16 protein-coding genes are annotated in these 16,808 nt (G+C 30.8%); 12 read left to right on the plus strand and 4 right to left on the minus strand.

From position 1 onward, the window contains the following. Positions 1-41 precede the first annotated feature (41 nt). From AC2GW8_RS04115 to AC2GW8_RS04125, 3 genes are all read right to left on the minus strand, one after another. Positions 42-902, minus strand: coding sequence for a glycosyltransferase family 2 protein (locus AC2GW8_RS04115; protein ID WP_440881522.1), 861 nt, complete (start codon positions 900-902; stop codon positions 42-44). A gap of 16 nt (positions 903-918) precedes the next feature. Continuing rightward, a complete protein-coding gene (gene capA, locus AC2GW8_RS04120) occupies positions 919-1,926 on the minus strand; it encodes a cysteate synthase (RefSeq protein ID WP_440881523.1) in 1,008 nt (335 codons plus the stop codon). Between the two features lie 87 nt (positions 1,927-2,013). Continuing rightward, on the minus strand, positions 2,014-4,176 hold the full coding sequence (locus AC2GW8_RS04125; RefSeq protein WP_440881524.1) for a S9 family peptidase: 2,163 nt from the start codon (positions 4,174-4,176) through the stop codon (positions 2,014-2,016). 68 nt (positions 4,177-4,244) lie between these two features. Here AC2GW8_RS04125 and AC2GW8_RS04130 point away from each other — a divergent pair, with 68 nt between their 5' ends. The 4 genes from AC2GW8_RS04130 (at position 4,245) to AC2GW8_RS04145 (ending at position 8,360) form a co-directional block, all read left to right on the plus strand. Next, positions 4,245-4,568, plus strand: coding sequence for a YbaB/EbfC family nucleoid-associated protein (locus AC2GW8_RS04130; protein ID WP_440881525.1), 324 nt, complete (start codon positions 4,245-4,247; stop codon positions 4,566-4,568). Positions 4,569-4,591: 23 nt separating this feature from the next. Further along, the gene (locus tag AC2GW8_RS04135; RefSeq protein WP_440882182.1) at positions 4,592-4,864 is read left to right on the plus strand and encodes a DUF2752 domain-containing protein; all 273 of its coding nucleotides are present in this window, start codon (positions 4,592-4,594) and stop codon (positions 4,862-4,864) included. Positions 4,865-4,887: 23 nt separating this feature from the next. Next, the gene (locus AC2GW8_RS04140) at positions 4,888-5,220 is read left to right on the plus strand and encodes a CCC motif membrane protein (RefSeq protein ID WP_440881526.1); all 333 of its coding nucleotides are present in this window, start codon (positions 4,888-4,890) and stop codon (positions 5,218-5,220) included. A gap of 167 nt (positions 5,221-5,387) precedes the next feature. Next, entirely contained in the window at positions 5,388-8,360 is a 2,973-nt protein-coding gene (locus AC2GW8_RS04145) for a DEAD/DEAH box helicase (RefSeq protein ID WP_440881527.1), read from the plus strand. A 73-nt stretch (positions 8,361-8,433) separates the two neighbouring features. Here the strand turns inward: AC2GW8_RS04145 and rocD are convergent, their stop codons facing one another. Continuing rightward, a complete protein-coding gene (gene rocD, locus AC2GW8_RS04150) occupies positions 8,434-9,672 on the minus strand; it encodes an ornithine--oxo-acid transaminase (protein ID WP_440881528.1) in 1,239 nt (412 codons plus the stop codon). A gap of 270 nt (positions 9,673-9,942) precedes the next feature. Between rocD and rlmD the strand changes: the two genes are divergently transcribed. The 8 genes from rlmD to AC2GW8_RS04190 all read left to right on the plus strand — a co-directional run bounded on the left by rlmD (position 9,943) and on the right by AC2GW8_RS04190 (position 16,782). Then, positions 9,943-11,394 carry a 23S rRNA (uracil(1939)-C(5))-methyltransferase RlmD gene (gene rlmD, locus AC2GW8_RS04155; protein ID WP_440881529.1) on the plus strand — a complete coding sequence of 484 codons (1,452 nt, stop codon included), beginning with the start codon at positions 9,943-9,945 and terminating at the stop codon, positions 11,392-11,394. A 44-nt stretch (positions 11,395-11,438) separates the two neighbouring features. Beyond that, the gene (locus tag AC2GW8_RS04160; protein WP_440881530.1) at positions 11,439-11,924 is read left to right on the plus strand and encodes a DUF6452 family protein; all 486 of its coding nucleotides are present in this window, start codon (positions 11,439-11,441) and stop codon (positions 11,922-11,924) included. Continuing rightward, positions 11,905-12,621 carry a DUF6048 family protein gene (locus AC2GW8_RS04165; RefSeq protein ID WP_440881531.1) on the plus strand — a complete coding sequence of 239 codons (717 nt, stop codon included), beginning with the start codon at positions 11,905-11,907 and terminating at the stop codon, positions 12,619-12,621. The genes AC2GW8_RS04160 and AC2GW8_RS04165 overlap by 20 nt, the downstream gene beginning before the upstream one ends. A 61-nt stretch (positions 12,622-12,682) precedes the next feature. Further along, positions 12,683-13,630, plus strand: a complete 948-nt coding sequence (locus tag AC2GW8_RS04170; RefSeq protein WP_440881532.1) for an isopenicillin N synthase family dioxygenase — start codon at positions 12,683-12,685, stop codon at positions 13,628-13,630. 2 nt (positions 13,631-13,632) lie between these two features. Beyond that, positions 13,633-13,956 (plus strand): translation initiation factor, encoded by a 324-nt coding sequence (locus tag AC2GW8_RS04175; RefSeq protein ID WP_440881533.1) that lies wholly within the window; start codon positions 13,633-13,635, stop codon positions 13,954-13,956. A 154-nt stretch (positions 13,957-14,110) separates the two neighbouring features. After that, positions 14,111-15,052, plus strand: coding sequence for a DUF1835 domain-containing protein (locus AC2GW8_RS04180; protein ID WP_440881534.1), 942 nt, complete (start codon positions 14,111-14,113; stop codon positions 15,050-15,052). After that, positions 15,053-15,922, plus strand: coding sequence for a nucleoside phosphorylase (locus AC2GW8_RS04185; protein ID WP_440881535.1), 870 nt, complete (start codon positions 15,053-15,055; stop codon positions 15,920-15,922). Continuing rightward, the gene (locus AC2GW8_RS04190) at positions 15,922-16,782 is read left to right on the plus strand and encodes a substrate-binding domain-containing protein (protein ID WP_440881536.1); all 861 of its coding nucleotides are present in this window, start codon (positions 15,922-15,924) and stop codon (positions 16,780-16,782) included. The genes AC2GW8_RS04185 and AC2GW8_RS04190 overlap by 1 nt, the downstream gene beginning before the upstream one ends. The last annotated feature ends 26 nt before the right edge of the window (positions 16,783-16,808 follow it).

Raw genomic sequence — 16,808 nt, forward strand, 5'->3', positions numbered from 1 at the left:
TCCTTCAATATTTTATATACACACAATTATTATTTTAAATTTTAAAATGTTATTCTTTGTTTTATTTTAGCCCATCGATAGTCTCTTACAAACGCCCCTTCTTTCTTGTTGACTACCTTTGGAGTTTTATTAATATAAGCTTTTGTAAAAGCTTTCATAGTTTGAAAAAAAGTAGAAAGGCTTTTCTTTTTAAAAGAAGTTTTAGCTGTAGCAATAATCGCGAGCATAAATCCATAATTCATCTTATACATTGCCAAACCATGTTTGGAAGCGTGTGACTTACGATATCGAAAACCAGTTGGTTTAGCTAAAACTACTTTTAAATCCTTAATTATTTTAACTTTATAACCATAATACTGAGCTAAAATTTCATCAATGGTATCCCAACCAATAGTTTCTCTCATACCCCCTATAGCTTCAAAACAATTCTTTTGATATGATTTTATAGGTCCCCTAAGATGTTCCTTCGAAGAAATGGATTCGTAAACTAACTTTTCTTTTTTTTTAATATAAGCCAATCCTCCTACCATACCAATCATATTATCACTTTCATACAAGCTAATTACTTCTTGAAAATAATTCGATGGTAACCGGACATCTGCATCAATTTTAAAGACAACATCCCATTCATTCAATGTTGATAAACCTGCCTTAAAAGCTTGAACAATTTTAGCTCCAGGCTCAAAAGATGCCTGTTTATCTGTGTGAATAATCTTAAGAAGATTAGAATTCTCTTTTATTTCTTCAACTATAGCTACAGTTTTATCTATAGAACCATCATTTACAATAATTAAATTTGAAGGTAATAATGTTTGATTTAGAATTGATTGAATACAATCTCTAATATATTTTTCCTCATTGAAACAAGGAATAACTACAGAAAAATTAGATATACTACTCATTAAACTTTTAAAAAACCTACATAAATCCTTGATCTGCCATCCATTGATCTGAATAAATTTTATTCATATAGCGAGAACCGTGGTCAGGTAAAATTACAACAATAACACTATTTTTATCAAAATAGTTTTGATCTGCATACTGCTGTAAACCTTGTAAAACTGCTCCTGAGGTGTAACCCGCAAATATTCCTTCCGTTTTTACCAGTTCTCTTGCTTTTAATGCTGAATCTTTATCTGAAACTTTTTCATAAACATCTACTATATCAAAATCGGTAGATGTTGGGATTAAGTTTTTTCCTAATCCTTCAATTTTATATGGACTTATTTCATTTGAATCAAAAGCTCCTGTTTCATGGAATTTTTTAATAACCGATCCGATAGCATCTATTCCCAAAATCTTTATATTTGGATTTTGTTCCTTTAAAAAGCGTCCAGTTCCAGATATAGTCCCACCAGTACCACTAGCTACCACAACATGTGTTACCTTACCCTCCGTTTGCTCCCATATTTCAGGGCCTGTGCTTAAATAATGGGCTTCAATATTTAATTCATTAAAATACTGATTGATATAGATTGATCCGGGATTTTCTTTGTGTAATCTTTTAGCGACTTCATAATAAGATCGAGCGTCATCTGCAGGAACATTAGCTGGACAAATATGTACCTCTGCTCCCATTGCCTTTAACATATCAATTTTATCTTGTGAAGATTTATCACTCACAGCCAAAATACACCTATATCCTTTTACAATACTAATCATTGCTAAAGAAAAACCTGTATTACCAGATGTTGTCTCAACAATAATATCTCCTCTTTTCACTATTCCCTTTCTTTCAGCTGTTTCAATAATATGTAAAGCTATTCTATCTTTAGCTGAGTGACCAGGGTTAAAAGCCTCCAATTTGGCAAAACAGTTTCCTGGAACGTTTTTACTAATATTGTGCAATTTAACTAAAGGTGTTTCCCCTACTAAATCTAAAACTGAATTTGTAACTCCAGCATGTCTCATTCTCTCTAAAATCATAAAAAGGTATCATTATGAAAAGTAGAGTGCGTATTTTTCTGTTTTCATAATAACACCCTCTTACTCTTTCCTTGGGCAAAAATATAATTATTTTTCTAACTTATTCTCTAACATTAAAAAGAACGTATATTCTTCGGCTACTTCTTTAATGGCATCAAACCTGCCTGAAGCTCCACCATGGCCTGCCTCCATATTTGTATGTAAAAACAGGTAATTGTCATCTGTTTTCAATTCTCTTATTTTTGCTACCCATTTAGCTGGTTCCCAGTATTGAACCTGGCTATCATGTAAACCTGTTGTTACCAGCATATGTGGATAAGCTTTGGGCTCTACTTGATCATATGGAGAATAAGACTTAATATAATTATAATACTCTTTATCATTTGGATTTCCCCATTCATCATACTCTCCTGTAGTCAAAGGTATGCTATCATCCAACATTGTAGAAATAACATCTACAAATGGTACTTGTGCAATTATTCCATTATAAATTTCTGGATTCATGTTTATAACTGCTCCCATTAACAATCCCCCAGCTGATCCACCCATAGCATATAAATGTTTGGGAGAAGTATACCCTTTTTCAATTAAAAACTTTGAACAATCTATAAAATCTGTAAACGTATTCTTCTTTTTTAACATTTTACCTTCCTCATACCAGTCTCTTCCTAAATACTGCCCTCCTCTTATGTGGGCTAAAGCGAATATAAAACCTCTATCTAAAAGACTTAATCTGGTTGTAGAAAAACCATCAGATACAGTATGTCCATATGATCCATAAGCATACTGCAAAACAGGGGTATTTTCATCTAGCTTTGTATCTTTATGATAAACTATTGATAAAGCTATTTTCTTACCATCGCGCGAAGGAACCCACAAGCGCTTACTTATATAATTTGCTTTGTCAAACTTGCCTCCTAGTACTTCCTGTTCTTTTTTAACATCTTTAGTTTTTTCTTTCATATTGAAATCAATGACAGAACTTGGTGTTGTCATAGAGTTATATGAATACCGAATTATATCTGTATCAAAATCTGGATTTGAATAAACACCCGAAGAATAGGTTTCTTCTTCAAAAGGTAAATAATAATCTTCTTGACCATCCCAGCGCTTAATTCTAATTTTATTGAGCCCTTCACTTCTTTCCTCTAAAACCAAATAATCTTTAAATATTGAAAAATCTTCCATAAAAACATCTTCTCTATGAGGTATAACATCTACCCAATTTTCTTTAGATGTTTTGTCTAAAGAGGTTTTCATTAATTTAAAGTTCGTTGCTCCATCTTTATTAGTTCTTATGTAAAAAAAATCACCATAATGAGCAATATCGTACTCCAAATCCCTTTCCCGCTGTTGTATTATCTTAAATTCACCTGCTGGATTATCCGCGTCCAAAACTCTATACTCGTTAGATACAGTACTATAAGAACCTATAACAATATATCTTTTTGATTTTGATTTTGTAACGAATACACCAAATGTTTCATCTGTTTCCTCATATACTAACTCATCATCAGATGTATTTGATCCTAAAATATGTCTGTATACCTGAGAGCTTCTCAATGTAACTGGATCTTTTTTAGTGTAGTAAAAAGTTTTATTGTCATTAGACCAAACTGATCCTCCAGTTGTATTTTCAATTTTATCTTTAAGTATTTCTCCTGTTATAAGATTCTTGACCTGTAACGTATATTGTCTCCTGCTAATAGTGTCTACAGCAAAAGATGCTAATTTATTATTTGGACTTATACTTAATCCTCCAAGTTGGAAATAGTCATGTCCTTTTGCTTCTTCGTTAACATTAAAAATAATCTCCTCTTTGGCGTCTAATGTTTCTTTTTTTCTACTATAGATAGGATATTGATCTCCAACTTCAAATCTTGTGATATAAAAATATCCATTTTCTTTATAAGGAACGGATTCGTCATCTTCTTTTATCCTCCCTTTCATTTCTTCAAACAAGTCATTTTGAAATGCCTTTGTATGTGCTGTTTCTTTCTCAAAATACTCGTTCTCAGAATCCAGATAAGCATACACCTTTTTAGTCTGTTCATCCTTAACTTTGGCATTTTTTTGCTCATCAGTCAAGCGCATCCAAAAATAATTATCTATTCTTACATCTCCGTGCTTTTCTAACCTTGTTACTTGCTTTTCAGCTACTGGAATTTGTATATCTGTATTCATTCTTTCTTTTTTGCAGGAAACAAAAATAATGTTTAATGTTATTATTGTAACTATAATTTTTCTCATTTTTATTTTAGTTTTTTTTTCGAAGTTAAAATATTATTTTTGCAAAAGTTAAATATTAAATATAAAAAATGTTTGGAGACCTTTCTAACATGATGGGTAAATTAAAAGAAGCCCAAAATAAAGTTGAAGAAACAAAAAACAGACTAAATACTGTTCTTATAGATGAGTCATCTGCTAACGGAAATATCAAAGTTACAGTTACGGCAAATCGTGAAATCAAATCCATTTTTGTAGATGAATCCCTACTGCAGGACAAAGAAGAACTGGAAGACTATTTAATATTGACTCTTAATAAAGCGTTGAAAAAAGCTGGCGATATTAATGAACAAGAATTAGCTACTGCTGCCAAAAATGGTATTCCTAACATTCCTGGAATGGATATATTTAAATAAAAAACTTGGAACTTGAAAATTATTTGATACCTTGTTTAAATAAAAAACTATTTGGTATTGATTGTCCAGGTTGTGGATTTCAAAGGTCTTTAATATTACTTTTAGAAGGAAATTTTTTGGATGCGTTCAATATGTTCCCTGCGATTTACACAACTATTTTGTTTGTTGTATACTCAATTATTCATTTTTTCCTTAAAAAAAAAATCAGCTTAAATATTTTATTAATTTTGGGTATCATTAATGTAAGCATCATAATTTTGGCTTATATCATAAAAATAAACAAATTATTTAATTAACTTAACTAAAACAAAACACTGTCTTGAACGAACTTGAACAAAAACAATTACCAAATGCTACAGCAGTTTTAGTCTTAGGTATTATTTCAATAATCAGTTGCTGCTGTTATGGAATACCTGGAATTATACTGGGAATTACTGCTCTTATTTTATATAGACAAGATAAAGTAAAATATGATTTAAATCCAAGAGTATACTCAAACTTTCAAACTTTGAATACGGGTAAAATTCTAGCCATAATTGGAATTATCCTGAGCTTTTCTTACATGATCTTTATTATTAATCTTTTTACAACAATAGGGTGGGAAGCCTTACAAGATCCTGAAATTCTTCAAGACAGACTGAATGGCTGGTAAATAAAAATAATTTAAAATTAAAATAAGAAGCCCAAAGTATATACTTTGGGCTTCTTATTTTAATTTTAAAACACTACAATAAAATCTTTTCTAAAGAAAATAAATTACAGTATTTTCGCTCGCCATTCTATAAAATAATATTACTAAATTACAGAACTTTAATTGAAATGAATTCAGAAAAGAATTGGCTACTTTATTATAAACATAGTCTGTTTGATAGCGAAAATTTAGCTATTGATATTTCTAGAATAAAACATCTTTATCATCAAAATTCTTCTAATATTATCAATGCTTTAATAAGCACAAAAAATGCCTTTGAAATACTAGAACTAGAAGAAAAAAGAATAAACCGGTTAAAAGGAATTTCAAAAAAAGATAGTACTCGATGGCAAAAAATTAATGAAACTCAAATATTGATCTCTCCATTTCATCTAAAATATGAAACAGAAAACTCTCGTTTAAAACAGAAAACTATTCATCCCTTCTGGATTGCCGCTACTTTGGATAGATCTGGAAAACTATCAGCTCCAAAAGATTTATTTCCTCTAATAGTAAGAAACTACCTAACTCCAATAGCTGATATAAAAAATGATTTTATTTTCTCTAGTATTGAAAATGTGACTAATGCTCGTAATTTAGAACAACCGAAGGGAGATGAAAATGATAACCCCATAAACTGGAATGTTTATTGGGATTATATTAACCATATTTTCAACGAAGTTACATTTAACTCAATTTCTCATTACAGAGCTGAAAAATATACAACTCATCACAGCCTTACATATTTTGCGATTAGTTCAAAAATCTCTACTGCTAAAAGTATTTTATTTCTTTATGAAAATCTACTTGATCACTTAGATGAACTCCCCTTATTAAGTAAAATTGTAACTCCTGCAGACCGGTATAGAACCTCTCCGATTACCGATGAAGGTTATTTGCATTATAATCATTTGCACCTAGGACAGATGTCAAATGAGTTCCCTCTATCAATAAGTCAAAGAAAAACACTACTATCGTATCTTACTGCAGAGGAAAATCCTATAATAGCTGTAAACGGCCCTCCAGGAACAGGTAAAACAACGCTACTTCAAAGTATTGTTGCTACTGAGTTTGTAAAGGCTGCAATAGAAGGAGAAGAGGCTCCCTTAATCTTAGCTTGCTCAAATAATAACCAAGCAGTAACAAACATTATTGACAGTTTTATCAATTCAAGAAGTACAACAGAAGGGCTTTCAAAAAGATGGATACCTAATTTTCATGGATATGCAACCTACCTTCCTTCCAATTCAAAGAGCGAAAAAAAATTGAGTGAAATTAATTATCTTAAAGGTAATTTATTCGGTTACGAAGGAAGTCTATGTGAGCTTGAAAATAAAGAATATCTAATCAATGCAGAATATTATTTTCTCGAAAAATATAATACGTATTTTGGCTATAAAGAAACATCTCTAGAAGAGGCATGCTATCAATTACAGCAAGAATTAATAAATATTGAAACCAATCTAATTAATGCTACCCGGTTCTCAAATGATTATATATCATCAATGGAATTTATAAATAATGTATTATTAGATAGTAGTAATCATATATCTAATGAAAATATTAATATCACAAAACTTCATCAATGGCGCTCATTGTTAAATGAACTTAAAACGGAGTATAAAAAAGAGGAGTTTATAAATAAAATTAAGGTACATTTTACTTTTGAGAAAAATTCTAACAATTCAAAACATATTTTCAAAATACCCCAAAATAAACTTGTCAATAAAGACACTGTATTATCTTATGTTAAACAATTACTTGCTAATATAAATTTGCTATTACAAGCAAATCTAAAACTAAGCAACTGGAAAAAAGAAAATAGTATTGAAGGCCTACCTTTAATTTCTGAAGATAGAATGTGGCATTATGAATTACAAAAAAAGACAAAAGATAATCAACTAAAGGGATATTTTTATAATGAAATTGACCTCACTCTTCGCCATAAAGCATTCTTATTAGCAACGCATTATTGGGAAGCACGTTGGATTCTTGAAACAATTGACACAATTGAAAATAATACTGAAAAAGGAACTGGTGAAATTGCAATAAAGAAGCAATGGAAAAGACGTTCAATGCTTACGCCTTGTTTTGTTGCTACTTTTTATATGGCTCCTTCTCATTTTGTAAGAAGTCAATTTCAAGGGGAAAGTGAAGAAGGTAAAGCCATTTTTGAATACTTTCCTTTAACTAACTTTATAGATTTACTAATAATTGACGAAGCTGGACAAGTAACTCCCGAAGTTAGCATACCTCTTTTTGCTCTTGCCAAAAAAGCTTTTGTAATAGGAGATTTAAAACAAATTGAACCAATCTGGTCTATTCCTCCAAAAATTGATACTGGAAATTTATCTTCTCTAAACATTATAGAAAGTAGTCAAGAAAACGAACTACTTGACAAATTAGGCTTTTTAGCATCAAGTGGTAGTATAATGAAAATGGCACAGAATGCATGCGAATACGAAACCATTATTAATGATAAAAAAGAAAATGGCTTAATTCTTCTTGAACACAGAAGATGTAATGATGAAATTATTAACTTCTGTAACGAATTAGCATACAATGGAATTTTAAAACCAATGAAAGGGAAGGCTAAAGCAGATCAGATTTTTCCATCAATGCTAGCCTATCATGTAGAAGGGGTTAGTGAAAAAAAATACAATAGCCGTTTTAACATCAAAGAAGTTAATACTATAATTTTATGGTTGCAACAAAATAAAGAAAGTATCCAAAAAGCTTATAATGTAAATTCAATAGAAAATATATTAGGAATTATTACTCCTTTTGCTAGTCAAAAATCCGAATTATCTAAAGCACTTGTTAATGCTGGATATAATATTAACGATGTTAAAATTGGCACTGTTCATGCTTTACAAGGAGCAGAAAGAAGTATAATTTTGTTCAGCTCAGTTTATTCAAGTAAAGATGAAGGTACTATGTTTTTTGACAGAGACAATAAACCTAATATGCTAAATGTTGCCGTCTCTCGAGCAAAAGACAGTTTTATCTTATTTGGTGATACTCAAATTTTTAATGAAATGAACAAGACTCCTTCAGGATTACTAAAAAAGCATTTAAATATAAGAGAAATAGAATATTAAAAAATAATTAACAAACTTTATTATTAAAACTATTAAAAAAAGGCATTGACTTATAATCAATGCCTTTTTTATACTATGAAAATTCTTTAATCGTATTTTTTATTATACTAATACAATCTCTTAACTGGGTCTCATTCATAACCAACGGAGGTGCAAAACGTATTATATTACCGTGTGTTGGTTTGGCTAGCAATCCATTATCGCGTAATTTCATGCAAATATTCCATGCTGTATCACTATCTTCAGTATCATTAATTACTACGGCATTCAACAAACCTTTTCCGCGAACAAGAGTTACTAATTCATTTTCACGAGCAAACTGCCCTAGCTCCTCTCTAAAGATTGTACCTAAGTACTCAGCATTTTCTGCAAGCCCCTCATCTACAGCTACTTCTAATGCAGCCATTGCTACCTTGCAAGCAAGCGGATTTCCGCCAAAAGTAGAACCATGCTCTCCTGGCTTTATGGTTAGCATAACTTCATCATCTGCTAGTATTGCTGAAACAGGGAACACCCCACCACTTAAAGCTTTTCCTAAGATAAGTATGTCCGGTCTAAATCCCTCGTGTTGGCAACAATACAACTTACCTGTTCTTGATATCCCTGTTTGAACCTCATCTGCAATAAAAAGTACATTCTTCTTTTTACAAAGCTCAAAAGCTTTTTTTAGATATCCTTCATCAGGGACCATTACTCCTGCCTCACCTTGTATAGGCTCAACCATAAAACCAGCGACATTAGGATCTTCGAGAGCTTTTTCTAAAGCTTCTAAATCATTGTATTTAACTATTTCGAAACCTGGCAAATAAGGCCCATAATCTTTATACGCACTTGGATCTGTCGATGAAGAAACAGCTGCTAAGGTCCTACCCCAAAAATTATTCTCTGCGAATAATATTTTCGCTTTATTTTCTTCAATCCCCTTAACTTTGTAAGCCCATTTTCTACATAATTTTATAGCAGTTTCTCCTCCTTCAACTCCGGTGTTCATAGGTAAAACTTTATCGAAACCGAATAAATCTGTTATATATTTCTCATATTGTCCGAGAACATTATTATGAAATGCTCTGGAAGTTAATGTTAAAATGCTAGATTGCTCTACAAGTGCATTTGTAATCCTTGGGTGACAATGCCCTTGATTTACAGCAGAATAAGCAGATAAAAAATCATAGTATTTTTTACCCTCAACATCCCAAACATAAACCCCTTCACCTTTGCTCAATACCACTGGTAATGGGTGATAGTTATGTGCTCCGTACTTGTTTTCTAAATCAATTGCTTGCTGTGAAGTTAAATGTTCTAAAACAGCCATTTTCGTAATTTTTAAAAATTGATAAAATAACCATTCCTACTGTACCTTTATTTTTTCGATTGTACCGAAAAAGCAGCGTGGGAGAGAAATCATCCCTATGATATCGCAAAATAGCAAATATCTTCATTTATTAAAAATAATAATCTCATTTTAATTAATCAAAATGAGATCAATTTTTAAAGTTTTTCAAAAAAAAGATGATTATTATTTTTTAACTCAAACCTAAAAATAACTTTTCCTAATTTTGCTATCATAAATCAAACAGAATAAATGCCAAGACGAGAACGAAATAAATTCGTAAAAAGAGGAGAAGTTTTAGAAATATTAATTGAAGATTATGCTTTTGGAGGTAAAGGTATAGGGCGAATTAGAAATGAGTTAGGAGAATTTGTAGTATTTGTTCCCAATACACTTCCTGGTCAATTTGTAAAAGCTAGAGTGGACAAATCGAAAAAAAAGTACGCAGAATGTAAACTTTTAGAAGTTCTTAAGATATCTAATAACGAAATTGAATCTTCTTATCAACAAATACCAGGAGCTCCTTATATAAACCTTCCAATTGAAAAACAACATGAGTACAAATACACTAGTACTATGGATCTCTTTAAAAAAATTGGAAAAATTGAGCATATCGAGGATTTTTTTGATGAATTTATTGCTTCTCCAAATTCGTTTCATTACCGAAATAAAATGGAATATAGTTTTTCCGCAATTGGCTATGATACTAAAAATAAAACAGATATTGATGAATTTACTTTAGGCTTTAAAAGACGTGGTACGTGGTGGATTGGTGAAAACCTTAATAAGGATAGTGGTTTATTTGATGATGAATTTGAAAACAATCTTTATAAGATACGTAATTACTGTAAAAATACAGATTTAACTCCATGGCATGCTCCTAAAAAAGAGGGATTTTTCAGATATTTTGTGGTTAGAAAATCGTTTGATACCAATCAACTTCTTTTTAATTTAGTAACCACCTCAAAAGACCTTTCAAGGTTTAATCTTAATAAATTTTCTCAATTTTTAATTGATTTATTTGGAAGTAGAGTTGCAGGGCTTTTACACACCATTAACGATGAAACTGGAGACAGAACTATTGCCACTACCGGTAGTATAAAGCTCATTTACGGTGATGAAAAAATTGTTGAGAAACTGCTAAACTTAAAATTTGAAATAAGTATGAAAAGCTTTTTTCAAACAAATCCAAAATCTGCTGAAAAACTATACTCTAAAGTTGTTGATTATGCTCTTGAAAATAAAGATGCTATTGATAATACAGTCGTAATGGATTTATTTTGTGGAACAGGAACTATTGGTCAAATTATTGCTTCAAAGGCAACAAATACAAAAATTGTAGGCGTTGATATCGTCGCTTCTGCCATAAGAGATGCAAAAAAAAATGCAAAGCGCAACAACATTAAAGGAGTTGATTTTTTTGCTGCTGACGTAGGAAAATTCTTAATGGAGCACCCGAAATTCAGAAATAAAATAAGAACAATTATTTTAGACCCCGCAAGAGCTGGTATCGCACCAAAAACACTTAAAAAAATAATAAATTTAGGCGCGGATAGAATGGTTTATGTATCTTGTAACCCAGCAACTCAGGCTCGTGATACGGAAGAGTTAGTGAATTCAGGCTATCAAATTAAAAAAATAAGTTTGGTAGATCAGTTTCCACATACATCCCATATAGAAACTGTTGTGCTATTTGAAAAATAGCTTAATAACTAAGTTTACTTATCAATATTTTGAAAGATACACAAATGAAAAAATGTTTTAGTGTTTTATTACTATGCTTATTCGCCTTTAATTCATGTGAAAAAGATGATTTTTGCACAGAAAATCCTGTAACGCCTAACTTAATAATTAGGTTTTATGATAAAAATGATATCACCTCTCTAAAAAGTGTAAATCAATTTTCAGCAATAGCAGAGAGCAAAACAGACAGTCTATTCACAAACCAATCATTAGACTCTATCGCCATTCCTATTAATGGAAACACCTCGGAAACAGTTTATACTCTAAAAATAAATGATAAAGAAGGTACTTTAGCTAATAATAAGTATGTAACTCTAAGAATAAATTACAATTCTGTTGAAGATTATGTTTCAAGGTCTTGTGGGTTTAGATATATTTTTAAAAATATTGAATTATCAACAACTAATAACGAATGGATTGATAGTATTTCCAATAAAAGTATTCCTGAAATTAACAACCAAATCCGATCACATGTACAAGTATTTCATTAGTCCTATTCTATTTTTTCTAGTTTCTTTTAGTTGCTATACACAAGAAGAGTCTCTAAAAAATTCATCAAACGACAGTATCAAATATAAAACAGGCTATGGTTTAAGAATTGGTATGGACATCAGTAGACCTATTCTAGGAATTTTTGATAAAAGTTACAATGGTATTGAATTTATTGGAGATTATAGAATAGCAAAAAATTGGTACTTAGCATCAGAGTTGGGCTATGAAAAAGAAACTACTTTTGAAGATTTTACCACCTCTTCTTCAAAAGGTAATTTCGTTAGGGTTGGGGTTAACTATAATGCTTATGAGAACTGGCTGGATATGAATAATGAAATCTTTGTCGGTGGACGATATGGTTTCGCTTTGTTTGATCATTCCCTAGACAGTTATACTCCAAACGTCACTCAAGGACCTGGTTCATCGATCTACTTTCCAGTAAATACAATTAATTCTGAACGAGAACAAACAGGACTAACCGCTCATTGGATAGAAATACAACTTGGAATTAAGGTTGAAACCTTTAAAAACTTATTCATTGGCGGTGGTTTTTCCTATAAAATACTATTAAGCATTAAAGATCAAACAGGATTTAAAACCCTATATACCCCAGGTTTTAATAGAATTTTAGAAAGTAACACAGGCTTTGGTTTTTTCTACACAATTTCCTATTTAATTCCTTTTGTTAATAAGTAATTTTTCTTATTATTCCTTGTTTCACTAACTTTACCGAGAATTACATAAAAACTTATTAACAATGAATAAAATTCCAAGTGTAAATTTAGAAGACTTTCTATCAGAAGATGAAACACGCAAACAAAGGTTCATTAATGAAATTGGAAATGCTTATGAAACCATTGGTTTTGTCGCTCTAAAAGGTCATTTTTTAGGTAAGCAATTGGTAGATGATTTATATGACGAAATTAAAAAGTTTTTTGATTTACCAGTTGATACCAAGCAGAAATATGAAATTCCTGGTATTGGAGGACAAAGAGGCTATGTGTCTTTTGGAAAAGAATCTGCAAAAGGTAAAAAAGAGGGAGATTTAAAAGAATTCTGGCATTTTGGTCAATATGTTGAAAACAATCCAAAATTAGAGGCTGAATATCCAAAAAATGTCGAAGTTAAAGAACTATCTAAATTTAATGAAGTTGGTAAAAAAACATATAAAATGCTCGAGAAAACGGCTAAATATGTATTGCGTTCTTTAGCCTTATATTTAGACTTAGAAGAAACTTATTTTGATGAATACATTAAAAATGGAAATAGTATTTTAAGACCCATACATTACCCTCCCATAAACAAAGAACCAAAAGGAGCTGTTAGAGCAGCGGCTCATGGTGATATTAATTTAATTACATTACTCATGGGAGCTCACGGGAAAGGACTACAAGTTCAAAACCATGAAGGACAATGGATAGATGCTATCGCGCAACAAGATGAGTTAATGATTAATGTAGGAGATATGCTATCAAGACATAGTAATAATAAATTAAAATCAACTATTCATCGCGTTGTAAATCCACCAAAAGAACTTTGGGGAACTTCAAGATATTCAATACCTTTCTTCATGCACCCAATTTCTGATATGAAATTAAATGTTTTAGAAAATTGTATTTCAGAAAACAACCCTAAACAATTTGAAGATATTACAGCTGGAGATTTTTTAAATGAACGTTTAAGGGAACTTGGACTTATAAAATAAGAATGGATTTACAAGACCAACTTAAAAATCTTTTTCCAGATCATCAATTTGAAGAAAAAAAAGAGGAAAAAAAGTCTAATATCTGGCTACAAGAAAAGCCACTATTATGTAAGTACGAAAAACGAAAAGGAAAACCAATAACCATAATTGACGGTTATGATGGCGCTACTGAAGACTTTAAAAAATTAGCCAAAGAAATAAAAACTAAATTAAGCGTTGGAGGTAGCTATAAAAACGATTGTATTATAATTCAAGGAGATTACAGAGACAAAATAATGAAACTACTTAAAGAAAAAGGGTTTAATGTCAAAAGAGTTGGAGGCTAAAAAGTTAAAATGCTAGGAAATAAACCCTAGCATTTTATTTTTAATAAATTTTATCTTAATATTACACCATACAAATAATTAACAACAAACAATACAAATAAAAAAGTATCGTTTTAATTATACTATTAAGAAATCTTCAATCATTCCCAAAATTATGACAGCTTCAACATTACACATCGCAAACGGAGACAACATTACCCAAGCTTTAAAACACATAAGAATTAACGGTGAAATCATTACATGGCGGGAAATATTATGTGAAGGAAAAACAACTATTAATGTTGGAAGCGAAGTTTTTTGGAAAACAAGGTTTGATTTCTTTAAAGACTCCTATAAAACCAGTAAAAAAGCCTTCATAGATTATACATTAAGAGAATACAGGAATCTTTGTAAGCAAAAAACACAAGATGAAATTGTTTTATGGTTCGATAGTGATCTATCTTCCCAAATAAATATGATTGCTGTTATTAGCTGGCTTAAAAGATTTCGTAAAGGAAGAAAAATTTCAATCGTTCTGAACAAAAACTCAAACAACGACATTCAAGTCAATTTTTTGCAAAGCAAAAAAAACGACTTGTTAACATATTATAAGAGTAGAATTGAACTTAACAAAGATGATATAGAATATGCTGATTACATTTGGCAACTATACTGTTCTGATAGTCCTTTGAGATTAGAAAATATTCATACTTTTAATACAACATCGGCTTTCACCCATATAGAAAAAACAATAAAAACGCATTTAAAAAGATTCCCTTCATTTAAAAATGGCTTAAATAGTTTAGAAAATCAAATATTGAGCTTAGTTAGTGATTCAAAAATAGTAGACAAACAGGATCTAATAGCAAAAATAACAGAGAATCAAAAAATCTATGGTTTTAATGAGCTTCAATATATACATAAGCTGGATAAAATGAAAAAGCTATTTTCATCTCTAAACCCAGTAAAGCTTAGTAAAAAGGGTAAAATGGTCTTAGAAAATCAACTAAATTTCTATGGTCAAATACGTTCAGATTTTTCTTATCTTGGCGGATCTAAAAAATACAGCTATTTATATGTAAATGATACTAAAAAGCTGCTTAAAATAACATCATAAATGACTATACAAGACTCTGAACTTATTTTAAATTCGGACGGGAGTATTTATCACTTAAACTTGAAACCAGAACACATTTCTAAAGATATTATATTTGTGGGAGATCAATACAGGGTAGATATTGTCGCAAATTATTTTGAACATATTGAGTTTAGTACTCAAAAACGAGAGTTTAGAACAATTACAGGAACGTATAAAGGTAAACGCATTACTGTTATATCAACAGGCATAGGTCCGGATAATATAGATATCGTTCTAAATGAACTTGATGCTCTTGTTAATATAAACCTAGACACCAGAACACTAAAAGAAAAGCACACATCACTAAACATTATCCGTATTGGTACTTCTGGGTCCCTTCAGTCAGATATACCTGTAGATAGCTTTTTACTTAGCTCTCATGCTCTAGATATTAATGGCATGCTTCGTTCATATCAGGTAGAAAATATTGGTAATCCAGATATTGAAAAAGCTTTTATGAAACATACTTCTTGGAGTATTCATAAGGCAACCCCATTAGTCATTAAAAATAGCTCTAAACTTGGAAAAAAATTATTTTCAGATAAAATTTTTACTGGTATCACTGCAACTGCTGGTGGATTTTATGGTCCTCAAGGAAGAGTACTTAGGTTGCCACTTCAAGACATCGAGCTAAATAAAAAAATAGACAGTTTTAAATACCATGAGCATAAGGTCACCAACCTAGAGATGGAAACGTCTGCTATCTATGGTCTATCAAAGCTACTTGGTCATAATGCTGTCTCCATGAATGCTATAATTGCAAATAGAGCTAATGGAACTTTTAGTAACGAACCTAAAAAAATAGTAGAGAATTTAATTGTCTACACTTTAAATAAATTGGTTGAATAATGCTGAATTTAAAAGTAGGAGGTGTGCCAGAACACTTCAACTATCCTTGGTACATAACCCTTAAAAATAAAGAATACACAAAAAATAGAATTAATTTACGCTGGCAAGATTTTCCTGGTGGTACAGGTGATATGTGTAAGGCATTAAGAAGTGGTGAAATTGATATAGCTATAGTTCTCACTGAAGGAATTATTAAAGATATTATTGAAGGCAACCCCTCTAAAATAACTCAATTTTATGTAGAATCTCCGCTAATTTGGGGAATTCATGTAAACGCTAAGTCAAAATACCAAGATATTTCTGAACTTCAAAATGCTACGATCGCCATCAGTAGATATGGTTCTGGTTCACATTTAATGGCTATTGTAAACGCACACAATAATGGTTGGGATATAGACAAATTAAAGTTTAAAGTTGTTAATAATCTTGAAGGAGGTATCGATGCTCTTAATAAAGGCGAAGCAGACTACTTCATGTGGGAACATTTCACTACTAAACCTTTTGTTGACGAGGGTACATTCAAAAGTTTAGGAAATTGCCCTACCCCATGGCCTTGCTTTGTTGTAGCGGTTAGAGAAGAAATTATTAAAAATTACTCTAAAGACCTAAAAAAAGTATTAGATATAATTAATAATTGTACTAAACACTTTAAAAAAATAGATAAAATTGATCAAACCTTATCTTTAAGATACCAACAACAGCTTAATGATGTAAGAGAATGGTTATCAATAACTGAATGGGGTGACGCAACACCCGTCTCGGAAGATTTTATTACTGACATACAAAATAAAATGAAAGCATATAACGTTATTGATAAAACAGTAGACTCTCGAAGTTTAATCAAAAATATGTATATTTGAGTCCTTAGTCCTTAATAATATCAAAA

Source organism: Tenacibaculum profundi (genome assembly GCF_057162725.1).